The sequence below is a fragment of the Streptomyces sp. NBC_01428 genome (genome assembly GCF_036231965.1).
Taxonomy (GTDB): Bacteria; Actinomycetota; Actinomycetes; order Streptomycetales; family Streptomycetaceae; genus Streptomyces.
In genome coordinates this window covers 7,001,835-7,020,384 of the sequence record NZ_CP109499.1, presented here as the reverse complement: position 1 = coordinate 7,020,384, position 18,550 = coordinate 7,001,835, and the positions used below count along the sequence as shown (strand labels likewise).

14 protein-coding genes and 1 riboswitch are annotated in these 18,550 nt (G+C 74.0%); of the genes, 11 read left to right on the top strand and 3 right to left on the bottom strand.

The annotated features are described in order from the left end of the window. Window positions 1-100: 100 nt before the first annotated feature. On the top strand, window positions 101-514 hold the full coding sequence (locus OG406_RS30370) for a VOC family protein (protein WP_081224066.1): 414 nt from the start codon (window positions 101-103) through the stop codon (window positions 512-514). 195 nt (window positions 515-709) lie between these two features. Here OG406_RS30370 and OG406_RS30365 read toward each other — a convergent pair whose 3' ends face one another. From OG406_RS30365 to OG406_RS30355, 3 genes are all read right to left on the bottom strand, one after another. Further along, window positions 710-2,113 (bottom strand): hypothetical protein, encoded by a 1,404-nt coding sequence (locus OG406_RS30365; protein WP_267050417.1) that lies wholly within the window; start codon window positions 2,111-2,113, stop codon window positions 710-712. A gap of 223 nt (window positions 2,114-2,336) precedes the next feature. Further along, complete coding sequence (locus OG406_RS30360; protein WP_267050418.1) at window positions 2,337-3,476, bottom strand: alpha/beta hydrolase; 1,140 nt, start codon at window positions 3,474-3,476, stop codon at window positions 2,337-2,339. 117 nt (window positions 3,477-3,593) lie between these two features. After that, window positions 3,594-4,397 (bottom strand): class II aldolase/adducin family protein, encoded by an 804-nt coding sequence (locus OG406_RS30355; RefSeq protein WP_329188837.1) that lies wholly within the window; start codon window positions 4,395-4,397, stop codon window positions 3,594-3,596. Window positions 4,398-4,741: 344 nt separating this feature from the next. On the opposite strand from OG406_RS30355, the gene OG406_RS30350 reads away from it, so the two are divergent. From OG406_RS30350 to cobI, 10 genes are all read left to right on the top strand, one after another. Then, window positions 4,742-5,539, top strand: a complete 798-nt coding sequence (locus tag OG406_RS30350; protein ID WP_329188836.1) for a lysozyme — start codon at window positions 4,742-4,744, stop codon at window positions 5,537-5,539. 178 nt (window positions 5,540-5,717) lie between these two features. Further along, window positions 5,718-6,959, top strand: a complete 1,242-nt coding sequence (locus tag OG406_RS30345) for an inorganic phosphate transporter (RefSeq protein ID WP_329188834.1) — start codon at window positions 5,718-5,720, stop codon at window positions 6,957-6,959. A 20-nt stretch (window positions 6,960-6,979) separates the two neighbouring features. After that, a complete protein-coding gene (locus OG406_RS30340; RefSeq protein WP_081223696.1) occupies window positions 6,980-7,198 on the top strand; it encodes a hypothetical protein in 219 nt (72 codons plus the stop codon). Window positions 7,199-7,333: 135 nt separating this feature from the next. Continuing rightward, window positions 7,334-7,474: riboswitch (cobalamin riboswitch) on the top strand. A gap of 107 nt (window positions 7,475-7,581) precedes the next feature. Next, window positions 7,582-8,553, top strand: coding sequence for a cobalamin biosynthesis protein (locus OG406_RS30335; protein WP_329188831.1), 972 nt, complete (start codon window positions 7,582-7,584; stop codon window positions 8,551-8,553). Further along, window positions 8,550-10,112 carry a cobyric acid synthase gene (locus tag OG406_RS30330; RefSeq protein ID WP_329188830.1) on the top strand — a complete coding sequence of 521 codons (1,563 nt, stop codon included), beginning with the start codon at window positions 8,550-8,552 and terminating at the stop codon, window positions 10,110-10,112. The genes OG406_RS30335 and OG406_RS30330 overlap by 4 nt, the downstream gene beginning before the upstream one ends. Beyond that, a complete protein-coding gene (cobN, locus tag OG406_RS30325) occupies window positions 10,109-13,762 on the top strand; it encodes a cobaltochelatase subunit CobN (RefSeq protein ID WP_329188828.1) in 3,654 nt (1,217 codons plus the stop codon). Before OG406_RS30330 ends, cobN begins: the two co-directional genes overlap by 4 nt. Beyond that, window positions 13,759-15,786, top strand: a complete 2,028-nt coding sequence (locus OG406_RS30320; protein ID WP_266849334.1) for a putative cobaltochelatase — start codon at window positions 13,759-13,761, stop codon at window positions 15,784-15,786. Before cobN ends, OG406_RS30320 begins: the two co-directional genes overlap by 4 nt. After that, complete coding sequence (gene cobO / locus OG406_RS30315) at window positions 15,786-16,385, top strand: cob(I)yrinic acid a,c-diamide adenosyltransferase (RefSeq protein WP_266849332.1); 600 nt, start codon at window positions 15,786-15,788, stop codon at window positions 16,383-16,385. The genes OG406_RS30320 and cobO overlap by 1 nt, the downstream gene beginning before the upstream one ends. Continuing rightward, window positions 16,385-17,800 (top strand): cobyrinate a,c-diamide synthase, encoded by a 1,416-nt coding sequence (locus OG406_RS30310; protein ID WP_267050426.1) that lies wholly within the window; start codon window positions 16,385-16,387, stop codon window positions 17,798-17,800. Before cobO ends, OG406_RS30310 begins: the two co-directional genes overlap by 1 nt. Continuing rightward, on the top strand, window positions 17,797-18,528 hold the full coding sequence (gene cobI, locus OG406_RS30305) for a precorrin-2 C(20)-methyltransferase (RefSeq protein WP_329188824.1): 732 nt from the start codon (window positions 17,797-17,799) through the stop codon (window positions 18,526-18,528). The genes OG406_RS30310 and cobI overlap by 4 nt, the downstream gene beginning before the upstream one ends. The last annotated feature ends 22 nt before the right edge of the window (window positions 18,529-18,550 follow it).

Below are 18,550 nucleotides of genomic sequence, written 5' to 3'. Positions count from 1 at the left end.
CCGGGGCGGCGGTCTCCGGTCGGCGGGGCGTTGTCAGTGGCCGGTGCCAGACTGGGCAGCGGATCGGATTCCGGCGTGGTGACGAGACGGAGTGATCGGCATGGCTGGTACGAACGGCGGACGCCCGAGCATCTATCCCTCGCTGCTGTACGCCGACGCGAAGGCGGCGATCAGGCAGCTCACCGAGGCCTTCGGCTTCACCGAGCTGTCGGTCTACGAGGGCGAGGACGGTTCGGTGATGCACGCCGAGCTGGTGCAGGGGAACGGCGCGGTGATGCTCGGCTCCAAGGGCCGCGGCGGCCGTTTCGACGAGGCGATGAAGAGCGCGGGCCCGTGCGGGGTGTACATCGTCGTGGACGACGTCGACGCCCACCATCAGCACGCCGTGGACCACGGCGCGGAGATCCTGATGGCCCCGACCGACCAGGACTACGGCTCGCGGGACTACATGGCCCGGGACATCGAGGGCAACATCTGGAGCTTCGGTACGTACGCCCCGGAGATAGGCGCGTAGGAACCGCGCTCCGGCGTCGCTCCCCCGCCGTCGGGCGGGGGTGGGGCCTCCTACGCGGGGCCGCGGCTCGCGCTCCCGTCGCCGCGGGGCGAGCCGCCGCGGCGACGCCTCGGGGCGCTGTCCGCCGGGCCCGTGCCGCTGCCCTGCGTTCCGACGGCTCCTGACGGGTTCCGGCGGCTTTCGGCGGCTTCCGGGTCAGCTTCCGCCGGTGTGCACCTGGAAGGCCGCCCGGCGTACGGCCTTGGCGAGGGCCGGGTCCGGGTGGGCGGCGGCGAGGGCGACGAGCACCTGCACCGTGCGCGGATGTCCGACCGCGCGCACCTCGTCGAGGAGCGCGGGCACGGTCGGCTGCACCGCGGACTCCAGGTGGCGGACGAGGAGCGGGGCGTCGCCGTGGTCGGCGACGGCCGCGGCCGTGTCGACCCACAGCCAGGTGGACTCGGCACGGGTGAGCAGCTCGTGCGCGTCCTCGGGGTCGTGGCCTTCGTGCTCCGCGAGCCACAGCAGGGCGTAGGGGCGCAGCCACGACTCGTCGGCCACGGCGCGTACGTCGGGCTCGGCGGGGGCACCGACCACGCGCAGCGCCTCGAAGGCCAGGCCGCGGGTGAGAGCGTCCTCGCCGCGGGCGGCGGCGAGGAGCTCGGTGACGGCGCTGCCGACGGGGCGGGCGGCGAGCCAGGCGCGGTACTCGGCGCGGGCCGCGTTGGGGCGGAGCTGGGCGCAGCCGCGGAGCATGTCCTCGGCGGACTGCTCGATGTTCCCTGCGGGGCTCTGCGCGGCGACGCAGATCTGCTCCAGTTTGACCCACACCGCCCAGCTGCCGAGCGGGGTGAGGGTGGCCTGTGCGTCGCCGTAGGTCAGCGCCCCGACGGAGGCGAGGGCGTGCAGGGCCCAGTCGAGGAGGGGCGCGAGCGGCGCGTCCGGGGTCTCGACGGGTTCCGGGGCCGGCTCGGGCTGCGGGCCGTAGGCGACCTCGCAGCGCTCGGTGCGCAGTTCCGTGACGCGCTGTTCGAGCAGGTCGAGGAGCTGCTCCACGGGGACGGGCCCGGCGGAGAGCTGAAGGAAGGAGAGCACCTGGGGCATCGCGGAGACGACCTCGGCGACGGTGGCCGGTTCCCGGTCCGAGGGTTCGGGGTGGGCCAGCGACCAGGCGTCGAAGAGGGCGACCCAGCCGCGCAGGACGGCGCTGTCGTCGCGGCTCCACGCGCGCAGCCGCCAGCCGGGGCGGGCGCTGTCGCCGTGCACCTCGATGAGGCCGGCCAGCCGGGCGGTGTCCCAGTCAGCGCGGACCTGAACCGGGGTCAGCCCGAGTTCGGTGGCGGCCCGTTCGGCGGTCGCGTCGGAGAGCGCGCCCTTGCCGTCGGGAGTCGCGTCGTCGCGCCCGGGACGGAGTGCGGCGTCGGCCCAGCGGGCGACGCGGGCCGCGTCGGACAGGCCGGTGCGTGCCATGCGGGCGAGTTCCGCGGGCGGCGGTGTGCCCTCCGGCGGTCGCGGTGCGGGGCGCGATGTGCGGCGCTGGGTCACCGCTCGGGGAGCGGCCGCGAGGGGCCGCGGGCTGACGAGTCGGAGCCTGGAGTCGCGCGGGTTACGGGACGTCACGGGTGCAGTCTTCCGGTTGACGGTCCGAAAACCCAAACGGAATGCCCGCGAGGGTGCCGGGGGCGCTCCGGGAGCGGCCTCGCCGGGGCGCTCGCCGCACCGGAAAGTGCGCCGCGGGGAGTTGTCCGGGGCGGAACCGGAAGCACCCCGGACGCCCCCGGTCGCGGTGGCCCCGGAAGCCCGGTCCCGGCACGTCGGGGGCTGCTCGGGATCGCCGCCGGGGTCACATCAGGGGGGTGAGGAAGCGGCGGAGCGCCTCTTCGTAGCCCGCCGGGTCGGCGTTCCACATCGCGGCGTGCGGGGCGTCCGGGACGGTGTACAGGGTGACCAGGTCCGGGCGGCTCGCCGCGAGGCGGCGGGACGGGCCCCAGGGGGCGATGGTGTCGTCCGGGCCGTGCACCAGCAGGGTCGGCACGGTGAGCCGGTCGGGGTGCGCCGCGTGCGCGATGCGGTCGCCGCGTACGCCGGTGCGGCCCTGGGCGGCGCGCACGGCCAGCGGAAGCAGGAAGTTCGGGGTGTGCCGGGCGCCGGCCAGGGCGCGCAGCGTGGCCTCCCAGTCGAGGACCGGGGAGTCCAGGATCAGGCCGGAGATCCGCTCGCGGAGGGCGGAGTGCGCGGCGGCGCGCAGCGCCATGGTGGCGCCGGTGGACCAGCCGTAGAGGATGATCCGCCGGGCGCCGTACCGCACGGCGTAGCGGATGGCCGCGTCGAGGTCGCGCCATTCGGTCTCGCCGAGGTGGTTCAGGCCGTCCGGTGAGCGGGGGGCGCCGAGGTCGCCGCGGTAGGCGAGGTCCAGCACCGGGAAGTGCCGCTCGTTCAGGAACCTCATCACGTTCATGGGGTGTTCCCGGGTGGCGCCCAGGCCGTGCACGGTGATGATCCAGGTGTCGCGCACGGCCGGGACGAACCAGGCGGGCAGTGCGCCGAGTTCGCCGGGTACGTCGACGTCGGCGTGTTCCAGGCCGAGGGCGGACTGGGGGTCCCCCACGTACAGGTTCGGGACGAGCCAGACCTTGTCGCCGGGTTCCAGGGAGCCGTGGGTGACGCCGTCGAGCCGGCGGACGACGGTGTCGGCGGTGTGCGGGGTGGCGTCCTGGACCGGGCCGACGACGGCGTGGTTGCCGTCGCCCGCGAGTCCGTAGGTGCCGGGGCGCCGCGAGGCCAGGGCGCGGGTCAGGGTGATCCCGCCGGCCGTCGTGGCGTGCACGGTGAGCCGGGGTTCGGTGGGCAGGGGTTTTCCGGGACGCGTCTTCAGCGCGGCGTCGCTGGCGAACCGGCCCGCGGCCACGGAGGCCGCGCCGGCGGCTGTGGCGACGGCCGTGGCGACAGTTACGGCCGCGGCCGTCGCTCTTAGGGTGCGCACCCGACCAGTCTCCCGGGGGAGCCCGCCATCGGCCAGTGGGAGGGGGCCGGCGGTGAGAACCCCCTCCGCTCGCGCCCGCCCTCGTCCGCCGCGTGCGGCGCTGCCGCCAAGGCGGTCCTAGTCCCGCTGCCCGTAGCCCCGCAGGCGCTCCCCCGCCTCCTCGAGTTGGGCGGGCGAGAGCAGGGTGGGGGCCAGGCCGGGGACCGAGGAGGCCAGGAGCCAGACGCGGCACATCCACTCCAGCTGGGCCGTGCGGTCGTACGCCTGGTCCAGGGAGGCTCCGTGGGCGAGCGTGCCGTGGTTCTGCAGGAGGCAGGCGGCGCGGGCGTCCAGCGCCCGGAGCACGTTCGCGGCCAGCTCCGGGGTGCCGTACGTCGCGTAGGGGGCGACGCGCACGGGGCCGCCGACGGCTCCGGCCATGTAGTGGATCAGGGGCAGTTCGGGGACGAGGGTCGACACGGCCGTGGCGTGCGCGGCGTGGGTGTGGACGACGGCCCGGGCGTCGGTCTCGCGGTAGACCGTGAGGTGCATCGGCAGCTCGCTGGTCGGACGCAGCGAGCCGAGCACCTGGCGGCCGTCGAGGTCGACGCCGACGGCGTCCGAGGGCTTCAGCCGGTCGTAGGGCACGCCGGTGGGGGTGACCAGGACGGTGTCCCCGACGCGGACGGACACGTTCCCCGAGGTTCCGACCACGAGCCCGTCGGTCACCGTGCGGCGGGCCGTCGTGACGAGTTCTTCCCACGCCGCCGCGATCACGGCATCCCGCGCGTCCGGCCCCTCGCCGGTGACGTCGGCGGCCCCGGCGGCCGGCCCCTCCCGCTCGTCGTCGCGCCCGTGCCGGTCACCGCGCGCGTCGCCCGCTCCGCGCTCGGCCTCGTCGAGCCGGTTCTGCCCGTCCCGCGCGTCATGCCCGTCCGTCATCCGTACGTCCTCCCGCCGTCCCGCCTGTATGGCCCGCAGCACCCGCGCCGTCGGCCCTGGCGTCCCGTCCGTCGCCTCGCCGGTCCGTCCGGGCGTGCCGTGATCCCGCGATCCTGCCAGTCGCCGACGTCAACACTCCGCGGGCGGATCCACTTCGGGGCGAACGGCGTTTGCCGTTGGCCGGCCGGCGCCGGTGCTCATGCTCCGTGCGCCACGCCTTGAGGGCCGGGAGGAAGGGGATCACCGAAGATCGCCCGGGATCGGTCGGGATGGGCGGCATCGCCCCGTCTTCCAGTAACCTCCGGGGGTTTGCCGCGTACGCAGCCGTTCCGGGGGGACGCCGCATGGCCCGTGATCACCATCTGCTCCGTCGGCGTTCGAGGGCCGCGGTGACCGCCGTCGTGGCGGCGCTCACCGTCGCGGGTGCCGCGCTCGCCGCCCTCCCCGCGCAGGCCCGGACCCCTGCCGAGGCCGAGCGCCCGCCCCGGAGCTCGAGCCGGCCTCACGGCGGTGTCCGGGGGCACGACGTCTCCTCGCACCAGAAGGACGTCGACTGGCGGAGCGCGAAGGCGAAGGGCGCGGGATTCGTCTACGTGAAGGCGACCGAGTCCACGGCCTACCGCAACCCCTACTTCACCCGGCAGTACGACGGAGCGGGAACGGCCGGGCTGCTGCGGGGCGCCTACCACTTCGCCGTGCCGGACAAGTCGTCCGGCACCGACCAGGCCGCGTACTTCGTGCGCAACGGCGGAGCCTGGCGCGCCGACGGCCGGACGCTGCCGCCCGCGCTGGACATCGAGTACGACCCGTACGCCCGGCGGCGCTCCTGCTACGGCCTGCGCCCGGCCGCCATGGTGCGCTGGATCAGGGAGTTCAGCGACGAGGTCGAGCGGGAGACGGGCCGGACGCCGGTCATCTACACGACCGCGCACTGGTGGAACACCTGCACCGGTTCCAGCCGCGCCTTCGCCGCACGGCACGCCCTCTGGCTGGCACGCTACGGCGCGGCCGACCCGGGGGCGCTCCCCGCGGGCTGGTCCACCTGGACCTTCTGGCAGTACGACACCACCGGCGGCCTGCCGGGTGACCAGGATCTCTTCCACGGCTCCCCGGCCGGCCTCGAACGGCTGGCGCGGGGATAGCGATCCGTACCGGAGCCCGGCATTCCGCCTCCGTTCGAACCCCGGCATCTCCCCCTGGAGACAAGCGGAACGCGGATTCGCCGTTCGGGACACCACAAAGCCCGACCCAGTTCATCTTCCGTTCATCCAGGTTGCTTACGGTCCACCTGCCACTGACGTCCAACAGAAGCCTGGGTAAATGGAACACATCACGCTCCTCCTCGGAATCGTGATCGTTACCGCTCTCGTGTTCGATTTCACGAACGGTTTCCACGACACCGCCAACGCGATGGCCACCACCATCTCGACCGGCGCACTCAAGCCCAAGGTTGCGGTGGCCATGTCCGCCGTGCTGAACCTTGTCGGCGCCTTCCTCTCGGTGGAGGTCGCCAACACGATCTCCAAAGGCCTCGTCGACGAGTCCGGCATCCAGCCAGAAGTGATCTTCGCCGCCCTGGTGGGCGCGATCCTCTGGAACCTGGTGACGTGGCTCATCGGACTCCCGTCCAGCTCTTCCCACGCCCTCATGGGTGGCCTGGTCGGCGCCACCATCGCCTCGGCCGGCACCGGCGCGGTGCACGGGGACGTCCTGGTCGGCAAGGTGCTCATACCCGCCGTCGCGGCTCCGATCGTGGCCGGTCTGGCCGCGATGCTGGCCACCCGGCTGTCGTACCGGCTCAGCAGGAACGCCGGTGGCAAGGCCACCGAGAAGGGGTACCGCGCCGGCCAGATAGCCTCCGCGGGCCTGGTCTCGCTGGCCCACGGCACCAACGACGCGCAGAAGACGATGGGCATCATCACCCTGGCCCTGGTCGCCGGTGGCGCCGTCGCTCCCGACTCGGACCCGCCGGTCTGGGTCATCCTCTCCGCCGGTCTCGCGATCGCGCTCGGCACCTACCTGGGCGGCTGGCGCATCATCCGCACCATGGGCAAGGGCCTGACCGACCTCCAGCCGCAGCAGGGCTTCGCCGCCCAGACCAGCGCCGCGACGGTCATCCTCGCCTCCGCGCACATCGGCTTCTCCCTCTCCACCACGCACGCCGTCTCCGGCTCCGTGATGGGTGCGGGCCTCGGCCGCAAGGGCGGCGTGGTCCGCTGGTCCACCGCCACCCGGATGTTCGTCGCCTGGGCACTGACGCTGCCCGCCGCCGCCCTGGTCGCCGCGCTCGCCGAGTGGGTCACCGGCTTCGGCGCCTGGGGCACCACGCTCGTCGCCGTCTTCCTGGTCGCCTCCAGCTTCGCGATCTGGCGCCGCTCGCGCCGCGAGGTCATCGACCACACCAACGTGAACGCCGACGAGCCCGCCGGGGTGGTCACCACGGCCATCGCCGCCGTCACCCCGCCCCCGGCCGGCACCGTGGCCGAGGAACTCACGGCCACCATCCCCGCACCCGCCGAGCCCACGGCGAACCCGTCGTCGGCGCCGTCGCGCGTGGCCTGACAACCGAAGGAAGAAACAGCATGCACATCGACTGGTCAGCCCTCGGGTCCGTCTTCGGGGTCAGTCTCGGAGCCACCGTCGTCCTCGTCGGCCTCTTCACCCTCGGCGTCGCCGGCCTCTCCAAGAAGGAGTCGGCCCAGGGCGGTTCCGCCGTCGCGGCGGCCACCGGCGCCTACGTCTGCTTCGCGGCCTGCGCCGCGGCGGTCGCGTACGGCATCTCTCTCATCATGAGCAAGTAACCGGACGAACGGCCCCGAACAGGCCGTTCCCGGGCAGCACTTCACGTGGGGTGCGGGACGGATCTCCGTCCCGCACCCCACTGCTGTGTGGGCCTTCGCACACTCTCCCTCCGCAGGTCAACAGCAAGTTGACGGCCCTTCTCACCCCGTGGTGGACTGCCGGAGCCAAGTACGGCGGCATGAGAGGAAGCCGGTGCGAATCCGGCGCGGTCCCGCCACTGTCATCGGGGAGGAAACTCCCCGGGAGCCAGGAACTCTCGCCGCCGGTCTCGTCGAACCAGGGCGTGGACACCCTGAGTGAGGACATATCGCCATGCGCGGCTGCCCGTTGCCGGTCCCGTTGTCCGTGAGAGTTCTGCCGCACCCCACGGCGGGCTGACCCCGTGCGGGCCGATCGCGTCTTCGCGTACGGCGCCGCCGCCGGCCTCCTCGGCGACCTGCTGCTCGGCGATCCCCGCCGGGCGCATCCGGTCGCCGCGTTCGGGCGGGCGGCCGGGGCCGTCGAGCGGACCCTGTGGCGCGACCACCGCGGGTGGGGCGCGCTGCACACAGCCGTGTGCGTGGGCGGTGCCACCGGCCTCGCCGCGCTCGCCGGCCGTGCCCTGCGTTCCTCGGGCACCGGGTCCGTCGCCCTGACCGCCGCCGCCACCTGGGCCGTCGTCGGGGGCACCTCCCTCGGCCGTGAGGCACGGGCCGTCGGCGGCGCGCTCGCGGCCGGGGACATCGACGTCGCCCGGGAGCGGCTGCCGCATCTGTGCGGACGCGACCCGCAGGCGCTGGACGCCGACGGGATCGCCCGGGCCGTCGTCGAGTCGGTCGCCGAGAACACCTCCGACGCGGTGGTCGGCGCCCTGGTCTGGGGCGCCGCCGCCGGCGTGCCCGGTCTGGTCGCCTTCCGCGCCGTGAACACGCTCGACGCGATGGTCGGGCACAAGTCCCCCAAGTACCGCCGCTACGGCTGGGCTTCGGCGCGCCTCGACGACGTCGCCGGCTGGCCCGGAGCCCGGCTGACCGCCGTCCTCGCGAGCGTGGCCGGGCCCGACCCGCGGGGCGCCGTCCGGGCCTGGCGGGCCGACGCGCGCAGGCATCCGAGCCCCAACGCCGGGCCGGTGGAGGCCTCCTTCGCCGGTGCCCTCGGCGTACGGCTCGGCGGGCCCCTCTCGTACGGAGGCCGGGTCGAGCACCGGCCCGTGCTCAACGACGCCGGGCGCCCTGTCCGGGTCGCCGACATCGAGCGGGCCGTACGGCTCTCCCGTCGCGTCGGCTGGCTGGCGCTCGGCGTGAGTGCCGCCGCGCGTGTCCTGCTGACAGGGAGACCGACCGGGCAGCCGGCCAGAGGGGGACGCACCGTATGAGCGGCGGGCTGTTGATCGCCGGGACCACCTCCGACGCGGGCAAGAGCGTCGTGACCGCCGGGATCTGCCGGTGGCTGGTGCGCCGGGGTGTGAAGGTCGCGCCGTTCAAGGCGCAGAACATGTCCCTGAACTCGTTCGTCACGCGGGAGGGCGCCGAGATCGGACGGGCGCAGGCCATGCAGGCGCAGGCCGCCCGCGTGGAGCCGACGGCGCTGATGAACCCCGTGCTGCTCAAGCCGGGCAGCGACCGCAGCAGCCAGGTCGTCCTGATGGGCAGGCCGGTGGGCGAGATGAGCGCCCGCGGGTTCTTCGGGGCGCCCGGGAATCCGCTGTCGGCCGCCGCGTCCTCCGGCGGGGAGTCCGTCGGGGGCCACCGGGAGGCACTGCTCGGAACGGTTCTCGACTGTCTGGAGCAGTTGCGGGGCACGTATGACGCGGTGATCTGTGAGGGAGCCGGCAGTCCGGCCGAGATCAATCTGCGGCGCACCGACATCGTGAACATGGGGGTGGCGCGGAACGCGGGGCTGCCCGTGCTCGTCGTCGGAGACATCGACCGGGGCGGGGTGTTCGCCTCGTTCTTCGGGACGGTCGCCCTGCTGTCGCCCGAGGACCAGGCGCTCGTCGCCGGGTTCCTCGTCAACAAGTTCCGCGGCGACGTGAGCCTGCTGGAGCCCGGACTCGACATGCTGCACGGTCTCACCGGGCGCCGCACCTACGGCGTGCTGCCCTTCCGGCACGGTCTGGGCATCGACGAGGAGGACGGGCTGCGGGTCTCGCTGCGCGGCACGGTCCGCGAGTCGGCCGTCTCCTCCCCCGTGGGCGCGGACCTCCTGCGGGTCGCGGTGTGCGCGGTCCCGTTGATGTCGAACTTCACCGACGTGGACGCGCTGGCCGCCGAACCGGGCGTCGTCGTGCGGTTCGTGGACCGGGCCGAGGAACTGGCCGACGCGGACCTGGTCGTCGTGCCCGGGACCCGGGGCACCGTGAAGGCGCTGGCGTGGCTGCGCGAACGCGGCCTCGCGGACGCGATCGCCCGCCGGGCCGCCGAGGGCCGCCCGGTGCTGGGGATCTGCGGTGGCTTCCAGCTCCTCGGGGAGCACATCGAGGACGAGGTCGAGTCGAAGGCCGGGCAGGTCGATGGGCTCGGACTGCTCCCCGTCCGCGTGCGGTTCGCGCGGGAGAAGACACTGACCCGGCCGGTCGGCGAGGCCCTCGGCGAGAGCGTCGAGGGATACGAGATCCATCACGGGGTCGCCGAAGTGACCGGCGGGGACGCCTTCCTGGACGGCTGCCGGGTCGGCGCCGTCTGGGGTACGCACTGGCACGGCTCACTGGAGTCGGACGGTTTCCGCCGGGCCTTCCTGCGCGAGGTGGCCGCCGCCGCGGGCCGCCGCTTCGTGCCGGCGGCCGACACGTCGTTCGCGGCGCTGCGCGAGGAGCAGCTGGACCGGCTCGGCGACCTGATCGAGGAACACGCGGACACGGACGCGCTGTGGCGGCTCATCGAGTCGGGCGCGCCGCAAGGACTGCCTTTCATTCCACCGGGAGCGCCCGCATGAGCACAGTGTTGTTGTTGTCGACCGCCGACACGGATCTGCTGGCGGCCCGCGCCTCCGGCGCCGCCTACCGGATCGGCAATCCGACCCGGGTGGACGTCACGGACGAACTCCCCGCGCTCGTCGAGGGGGCCGACCTCGTCGTCGTACGGCTGCTCGGCGGCAAGCGGGCGTGGGAGGACGGGCTGGCCTTCCTGAAGGCGTCCGGTGTCCCCACCGTGCTGCTGGGCGGCGAGTCCGTCCCGGACGCCGAGCTGATGGCCGAGTCGTCGGTGCCCGCGGGGGTGGTCGCGGAGGCGCTGCGCTATCTCGTCGAGGGCGGCCCGGCCAACCTCGCCGAGCTGGCCCGGTTCCTCTCCGACACCGTGCTGCTGACGGGTGAGGGGTTCGAGGAGCCGCACAGGACCGCCGCGTTCGGGGTCCACGGCGAGCGCGCGTTCGTCGAGGGCCGGCCGACCGTCGGCGTGCTGTTCTACCGGGCGCACGAGCTGTCCGGGAACACCGCGTTCGTCGACACGCTGTGCGACGCGATCGAGGCGCGCGACGCCAACGCCCTTGCCGTGTACTGCGGTTCGCTGCGCGACGCGGACGCGGGCCTGTACGAGATCCTCGGCCGGGCCGACGCGCTCGTCGCCACCGTTCTCGCGGCCGGCGGCACCCACGCCTCGCAGGCGTCCGCGGGCGGCGACGAGGAGGCCTGGGACATCGGAGCGCTCGCCGACCTCGACATCCCCGTCCTCCAAGGGCTCTGCCTGACCTCGTCGAAGAGCGCCTGGGACGCGTCGGACGCGGCGCTGTCCCCCATGGACGCGGCGATGCAGGTGGCGATCCCGGAGTTCGACGGCCGGCTGATCACGGTGCCGTTCTCCTTCAAGGAGCAGGGCCCGGACGACGTCCCGGTGTACGTCGCCGATCCGGAGCGGGCGGCGCGCGTCGCCGGGATCGCCCTGCGGCACGCCCTGTTGAAGCACAAGCCGAACGCGGAGAAGAAGCTCGGGATCGTCTTCACCGCCTACCCGACCAAGCACTCGCGGGTCGGCAACGCGGTCGGTCTCGACACCCCCGCCTCGGCGGTACGGGTGCTCGACGCGCTGCGCGACGCGGGCTACGGGGTCAGCGAATACCCCGACAACGGGGACGAGTTGATCCACCGGCTCATCGCGGCCGGCGGTCACGACGTGGAGTGGCTGACCGAGGAGCAGCTCGCCGCCGCCCCGGCACGCGTGCCGCTCGCGGACTACCGGGCCTGGTTCGACACGCTCGACCCCGGCCTGCGCGCGGGCATGCTGGAGACGTGGGGCGAACCGCCGGGCTCGCTCTACGTGGACGGCGAGGACATCGTGCTGGCGTGCCTGCAGTTCGGGAACGTCGTGGTGATGATCCAGCCGCCGCGCGGCTTCGGCGAGAACCCGATCGCGATCTACCACGACCCGGACATGCCGCCGTCGCACCACTACATGGCCGCCTACCGCTGGCTGGAGAACAGTTTCGGCGCGGACGCCGTCGTGCACATGGGCAAGCACGGCACGATGGAGTGGCTGCCGGGCAAGGGGCTCGGGCTCAGCGGCGGCTGCGCGCCCGACGCGGTCCTCGGTGAACTCCCCCTGGTCTACCCGTTCATCGTCAACGACCCGGGCGAGGGCACGCAGGCCAAGCGGCGCGGCCACGCCACGGTCGTCGACCACCTCGTGCCGCCGATGGCCCGCGCGGACACCTACGGGGACCTCGCGAAGCTGGAGCAGCTCCTCGACGAGTACGCGCTGGTGTCCGACCTGGACCCGACGAAGGCCCCGGCGGTCCGCGCGCAGATCTGGACGCTGGTGAAGGCCGCGGAGCTCCATCACGACCTGCACGTCGACGAGCAGCCGGACGACGGGGACTTCGACTCCTTCGTCATGCACATCGACGGCTATCTGTGCGAGATCAAGGACGTGCAGATCCGCGACGGCCTGCACATCCTGGGCGGCGGCCCGGAGGCGGAGCCCCGGGTGAACCTGGTGCTGGCCGTGCTGCGCGCCGCGCAGGTGTGGGGCGGCGCGGCGAACGCGCTGCCCGGGCTGCGGGCCGCTCTCGCCGAGCACTTCGGTCTGGTGGAGAAGGAGTTGCTGGCCGAGCCGGGTGCTCCGGTGAAGGTGCCGGTCGAGCTGAGCGATCTCGTGGAGGGCCCGTCGCGTACCGCGGCGGACGCGATCGACCTGCTGGAGCAGCTGTGCCGGCGGGCGGCGCTGGGCATGGAGGAGCGCGGCTGGGACGCGGCCGCCGTTCCGGCCCTGGCGCGCGAGGTGCTGGGCGCCGAACTCCCGGACGCCGTGGCGGTGCTGGAGTTCGCGTGCCGTGAGGTCGTGCCGCGGCTCGCCCGGACGACGGACGAGATCGGGCACATCCTCAAGGCGCTGAACGGCGGTTACGTCCCGGCGGGTCCGTCGGGTTCGCCGACGCGCGGGCTCGTCAACGTGCTGCCGACCGGCCGGAACTTCTACTCCGTCGACCCCAAGGCCATTCCGTCCCGGCTGAGTTGGGAGGTCGGCCAGTCCCTCGCGGACTCGCTGGTCCAGCGCTATCTCCAGGACACCGGCGACTACCCGACGTCCGTCGGTCTGACGGTCTGGGGCACGTCCGCCATGCGCACGCAGGGCGACGACATCGCGGAGATCCTCGCGCTGCTGGGCTGCCGCCCGGTGTGGGACGACGCCTCGCGGCGCGTCACCGGCTTCGAGGTGGTCCCGCTCGACGAGCTGGGCCGTCCCCGCATCGACGTCACGGTCCGCATCTCGGGCTTCTTCCGGGACGCGTTCCCGCACGTCGTCGGTCTGATCGACGACGCGGTGCGCACCGTCGCCGAGCTGGACGAGCCGGCCGACCGCAACTACGTGCGCCGGCACGCCGACGAGGACACCGCCGAGCACGGTGACCGGCGGCGCGCGACCGCCCGTATCTTCGGTTCGAAGCCGGGAGCGTACGGCGCCGGGCTGCTGCCGCTGATCGACGCCCGCAACTGGCGCTCGGACGCGGATCTCGCCGAGGTGTACGCGGTGTGGGGCGGCTACGCGTACGGACGCGGGCTCGACGGGCGGGCGGCGCGCGGGGACATGGAGACCGCCTTCAAGCGCATCGCGGTCGCGGCGAAGAACGTCGACACCCGCGAGCACGACCTCGTCGACGCCGACGACTACTTCCAGTACCACGGCGGCATGGTCGCGATGGTGCGCCATCTGACGGGCACCAGCCCGGAGGCGTACGTCGGCGACTCGGCCGTGCCGGACCAGGTGAAGACCCGCACGCTCGGCGAGGAGACGCACCGTGTCTTCCGTGCCCGGGTGGTCAACCCGCGCTGGATGGCGGCGATGCGGCGGCACGGCTACAAGGGCGCCTTCGAGATGGCGGCGACGGTCGACTACCTCTTCGGGTACGACGCCACGGCCGGTGTCGTGGACGACTGGATGTACGAGAAGCTCAGCGCGGAGTACGTCTTCGACGCGGAGAACCAGGACTTCATGAAGAAGTCCAACCCGTGGGCACTGCGCGGTATCACCGAGCGGCTCCTCGAAGCGGCGGACCGCGGTCTGTGGGCCGAGCCGGACGCGGACACGCTGGAGCGGCTGCGCACCACCTATCTGGAGCTCGAAGGCGACTTGGAGGGCGACGACCAGTGAGTACTCCGTTCCCGTTCACGGCGGTGGTCGGCCAGGACGACCTGCGGCTCGCGCTGCTGCTGAACGCGGTGTCCCCTGCCGTGGGCGGCGTGCTCGTCCGCGGCGAGAAGGGCACCGCCAAGTCGACGGCGGTGCGCGCCCTTTCGGCGCTGCTGCCGGCCGTCGACGTGGTCACCGGCTGCCGTTTCTCCTGTGATCCGGCCGCCCCCGACCCGGCCTGCCCCGACGGGCCGCACGAGGTGGAGGCGTCCTCGACGCGTCCGGCCCGGATGGTGGAACTGCCCGTCGGCGCGTCCGAGGACCGGCTGGTCGGCGCCCTCGACATCGAGCGGGCCCTGTCCGAGGGCGTCAAGGCCTTCGAGCCGGGCCTGCTCGCCGACGCGCACCGCGGCATCCTGTACGTCGACGAGGTGAACCTCCTCCACGACCATCTGGTCGACCTGCTCCTGGACGCGGCCGCCATGGGCGCCTCGTACGTCGAGCGCGAGGGTGTCTCCGTACGGCACGCGGCGCGGTTCCTGCTCGTCGGGACGATGAACCCCGAAGAGGGCGAGCTTCGGCCGCAGTTGCTGGACCGGTTCGGGCTGACCGTCGAGGTGGCCGCGTCGCGGGAGCCCGACCAGCGCGTCGAGGTCGTGCGGCGCCGGCTCGCCCACGACGACGACCCGGCGGCGTTCGTGGCGCGCTGGGCGGACGAGGAGGCCGAGGTGCGGGCCCGGATCGTGGCGGCCCGCGCGCTGCTGCCGTCCGTGCGGCTCGGGGACGGGGCGCTGCGGCAGATCGCGGCGACCTGCGCCGCCTTCGAGGTGGACGGCATGCGCGCCGACATCGTGATGGCCCGGACGGCGACCGCGCTCGCCGCGTGGGCGGGGCGCACCGACGTGCTCGCCGAGGATGTGCGGCAGGCGGCCCTGCTGGCCCTGCCGCACCGCAGGCGGCGCAATCCCTTCGACGCGCCGGGGCTCGACGAGGACAAACTCGACGACACGCTGGAGGAGTTCAGCGGTTCGGACGGCGACGGCGGCGACAGCGACGGCCCGGACGACGACCCGGACCCGGACGGTCCGGGCGGCGGCGGTCGGCCGCCGCAGGAGGGGCCGGACGACGGCTCCCCCGCGGGTGACGTGCCCGCCCAGGGCGAGCCGTCGGAGGACGGACAGGCCCCGGCCGGCCAGAGCGCCGCGGAGCAGTCGCCCGTGCGGGCGGCCGAGCCGTTCCGCACCAAGGTGCTGAGCGTGCCCGGTCTCGGTGAGGGCGCGGCCGGCCGGCGGTCGCGCGCGCGGACCGAGCACGGCCGGACGACCGGCTCGCGGCGTCCCCGGGGGACCCTCACCAAGCTGCATCTGGCGGCGACCGTCCAGGCCGCAGCCCCGCACCAGTTGGCGCGAGGGCGCTCGGGACGCGGTCTCGTCGTGCGGCGGGACGATCTGCGGCAGGCCACGCGGGAGGGCCGTGAGGGCAACCTCGTGCTGTTCGTCGTGGACGCCTCCGGTTCCATGGCGGCGCGGCAGCGGATGAGCGCCGTCAAGGGCGCGGTGCTGTCGCTGCTGCTCGACGCCTACCAGCGCCGGGACAAGGTGGGTCTGGTGACCTTCCGCGGGTCGGCCGCCGAGGTCGCGCTGCCGCCCACCTCGTCGGTGGACGCGGCGGCGGTCCGGCTGGAGTCGCTGCCGACGGGCGGCCGCACTCCGCTGTCCGCCGGGCTGCTGCGGGCCCACGAGGTGCTGCGCGTCGAGCGCCTGCGGGACTCCGCGCGGCGGCCGCTCGTCGTCGTGGTGACCGACGGACGCGCCACGGGCGGTCCGGAGCCGGTCGCGACGGCGGGTCGCGCGGCGCGGCTCTTCGCGGCCGAGGGGGTCGCGTCGGTGGTCGTCGACTGCGAGTCGGGCCCGGTGCGGCTCGGGCTCGCGGGACAGCTCGCGGGTGAACTGGGCGGTACGGCGGTGACGTTGGACGCGCTGCGGGCCGACTCCCTCGCCGGGCTCGTCCGGGACGTGCAGGGGACTTCGAGGAGGGCCGCGTAGTGCCGCAGGGACAGCCGAGTGTCGTGCCGGACGACGGACTGACGACCCGCCAGCGACGGAACCGTCCGCTGGTCGTCGTGCACACGGGGATCGGCAAGGGCAAGTCGACGGCCGCGTTCGGGCTCGCGCTGCGGGCCTGGAACCAGGGATGGCCCATCGGGGTGTTCCAGTTCGTCAAGTCGGCGAAGTGGAAGGTCGGCGAGGAGAACGCGCTGCGCGTGCTCGGGGCCTCCGGCGAGGGCGGCACCGTCGACTGGCACAAGATGGGCGAGGGCTGGTCCTGGGTCCAGCGCGACGCGCAGATGGACAACGAGGAGAAGGCCCGCGAGGGCTGGGAGCAGGTCAAGCGTGACCTCGCCGCCGAGACGTACAGGCTGTACGTGCTCGACGAGTTCGCGTACCCCATGCACTGGGGCTGGGTGGACACCGACGAGGTGGTGGAGGTGCTGCGGGACCGGCCCGGCACCCAGCACGTCGTCGTCACCGGCCGCAACGCCCCGCAGAAGCTCGTCGAGGTCGCCGACCTCGTGACGGACATGTCGAAGGTCAAGCACCCGATGGACGCGGGCCAGAAGGGCCAGAGGGGCATCGAGTGGTGATGTCCTCCGTCCCCCGGCTGGTCGTCGCCGCGCCCTCCTCGGGCAGCGGCAAGACCACCGTGGCCACCGGGCTGATGGCGGCCTTCGCCGCGCGGGGGCTCGCCGTGTCCCCGCACAAGGTGGGGCCCGACTACATCGATCCCGGGTACCACGCGCTCGCCACCGGGCGCGTGGGGCGGAACCTGGACTCCTACCTGTGCGGCACCGAGCTGATCGGGCCGCTGTTCGCGCACGGCGCGCGCGGCTGCGACCTCGCGGTCGTCGAGGGCGTGATGGGCCTCTACGACGGCGCCGCCGGAGAGGGCGAACTCGCCTCCACGGCGCAGGTGGCGAAGCTGCTGCGCGCGCCCGTGGTGCTGGTCGTCGACGCGTCCTCGCAGTCGCGCTCGGTGGCCGCGCTGGTGCACGGTTTCGCCTCCTGGGACCCCGAGGTGCGGGTCGCCGGGGTGATCCTCAACAAGGTCGGCTCCGACCGGCACGAGGCCATGCTGCGCGAGGCGCTGGACGCCTCCGGGGTACCGGTCCTCGGCGCGCTGCGGCGGGCCCCGCAGGTCGGCACCCCGTCACGGCACCTGGGGCTCGTGCCGGTCGCCGAGCGGCGCGCGGAGGCCGTCGAGGCGGTCGCCGCCCTGGCCGCGCAGGTCGGCGCCGGATGCGACCTGGACGCGCTGTTCGCGCTGGCGCGCGGCGCGGGCGCCCTGCCGGGCGCCGCGTGGGACGCGGCCGAGGCGGTCGTCCCGTCGGCCGTGGCGCAGCGCACCGCGCCCGACGGGACGGCCCGCCCCTCGACCCCGCCGGAAGCCTCCGGCGGCGTGCGGCGCGTCGCCGTCGCCGGTGGTCCCGCCTTCACCTTCTCCTACGCAGAACACGCCGAACTGCTCACCGCCGCCGGGGCCGAGGTCGTCGTCTTCGACCCGCTGCGGGACGAGCGGCTCCCCGAGGGGACGGGCGGGCTGGTCATCGGTGGCGGGTTCCCCGAGGTGTACGCGCCCGAGCTGTCCGCCAACGAGCCGCTGCGCAAGGCGGTGGCCGAGCTGGCGTTCGCCGGGGCACCGGTCGCGGCCGAGTGCGCCGGGCTGCTCTACCTGGCGCGGGAGCTCGACGGGCAGCCCATGTGCGGGGTGGTCGACGCCACGGCCCGGATGCACGAGCGGCTCACCCTCGGCTACCGGGACGCCGTGGCCGTCAGCGACAGTGTGCTCGCGGCGGCCGGTACGCGGATGCGCGGCCACGAGTTCCACCGGACCGTCGTCGAGCCCGGCGCCGGTCCGGCCCCCGCCTGGGGGGTGCGCGCGCCGGAGCGGCGCGTCGAAGGTTTCGTGCAGAGCGGTGTGCACGCGAGTTATCTGCACACGCACTGGGCGTCCGAGCCCGGTGTGGCCCGTCGGTTCGTGGAGAGGTGCCTGACGTCATGAGCAGCAAGCTGATCGGAGTCGGGGTCGGCCCCGGCGACCCCGAGCTGGTGACCGTCAAGGGCGTCAACGCGCTCCGGGCCGCGGAGGTCGTCGTGGTCCCCGTGATGGACACCGGGGAGCGGGGCCGCGCCGAGGCGACCGTCCTGCACTACGTGCCCGAGGAGAAGGTCCTGCGGGTGGTCTTCGCGCTCAACGAGCGCAGCGACCACGCCCGGCGCGAGGCCGCCTGGGACGCGGCGGGCGCGCGGGTCGCGGATCTCCTCGCCCGGCACGCCACGGTCGCCTTCGCGACCATCGGCGACCCCAACGTGTACTCGACGTTCACCTATCTCGCGCACACCATCGGCGAGCTGGTCCCGGGCACGGTCGTGGAGAGCGTGCCCGGCATCACCGCCATGCAGGATCTCGCCGCCCGCTCGGGCGCCGTGCTCGCCGAGGGCACCGAGCCGCTCACGCTCGTCCCGGTGACGGCGGGCGCGGCCGTGCTGAAGGACGCGCTGAACGGGCCGGGCACGGTCGTCGCGTACAAGTTCGGGCGGCAGGCGCGCGAGGTCGCCGAGGCGCTGCGGGACAGCGGGCGGATCGAGGACGCGGTGTGGGGGTCGGCGCTCGGTCTGGAGGGCGAGTCGATCCGACGGGCCGGCGACCTCGACGGCGAACCGCTGCCGTACCTCTCGACGCTCATCGCGCCCGCGCCCCGCGACGGGAAACGCGGCGGGAAGCTGTGAACGGCACCTCTCCGGCACGTCC

What these genes read in the sequence shown, in the direction of transcription:
- OG406_RS30310 (WP_267050426.1), top strand. Translation starts at nt 16,385, where the DNA reads ATGTCCTCCGTCCCCCGGCTGGTCGTCGCCGCGCCCTCCTCGGGCAGC.
- OG406_RS30345 (WP_329188834.1), top strand. Translation starts at nt 5,718, where the DNA reads ATGGAACACATCACGCTCCTCCTCGGAATCGTGATCGTTACCGCTCTC.
- cobN (WP_329188828.1), top strand. Translation starts at nt 10,109, where the DNA reads ATGAGCACAGTGTTGTTGTTGTCGACCGCCGACACGGATCTGCTGGCG.
- OG406_RS30370 (WP_081224066.1), top strand. Translation starts at nt 101, where the DNA reads ATGGCTGGTACGAACGGCGGACGCCCGAGCATCTATCCCTCGCTGCTG.
- OG406_RS30350 (WP_329188836.1), top strand. Translation starts at nt 4,742, where the DNA reads ATGGCCCGTGATCACCATCTGCTCCGTCGGCGTTCGAGGGCCGCGGTG.
- OG406_RS30340 (WP_081223696.1), top strand. Translation starts at nt 6,980, where the DNA reads ATGCACATCGACTGGTCAGCCCTCGGGTCCGTCTTCGGGGTCAGTCTC.
- OG406_RS30330 (WP_329188830.1), top strand. Translation starts at nt 8,550, where the DNA reads ATGAGCGGCGGGCTGTTGATCGCCGGGACCACCTCCGACGCGGGCAAG.
- OG406_RS30355 (WP_329188837.1), bottom strand. Translation starts at nt 4,397, where the DNA reads ATGACGGACGGGCATGACGCGCGGGACGGGCAGAACCGGCTCGACGAG.
- cobI (WP_329188824.1), top strand. Translation starts at nt 17,797, where the DNA reads ATGAGCAGCAAGCTGATCGGAGTCGGGGTCGGCCCCGGCGACCCCGAG.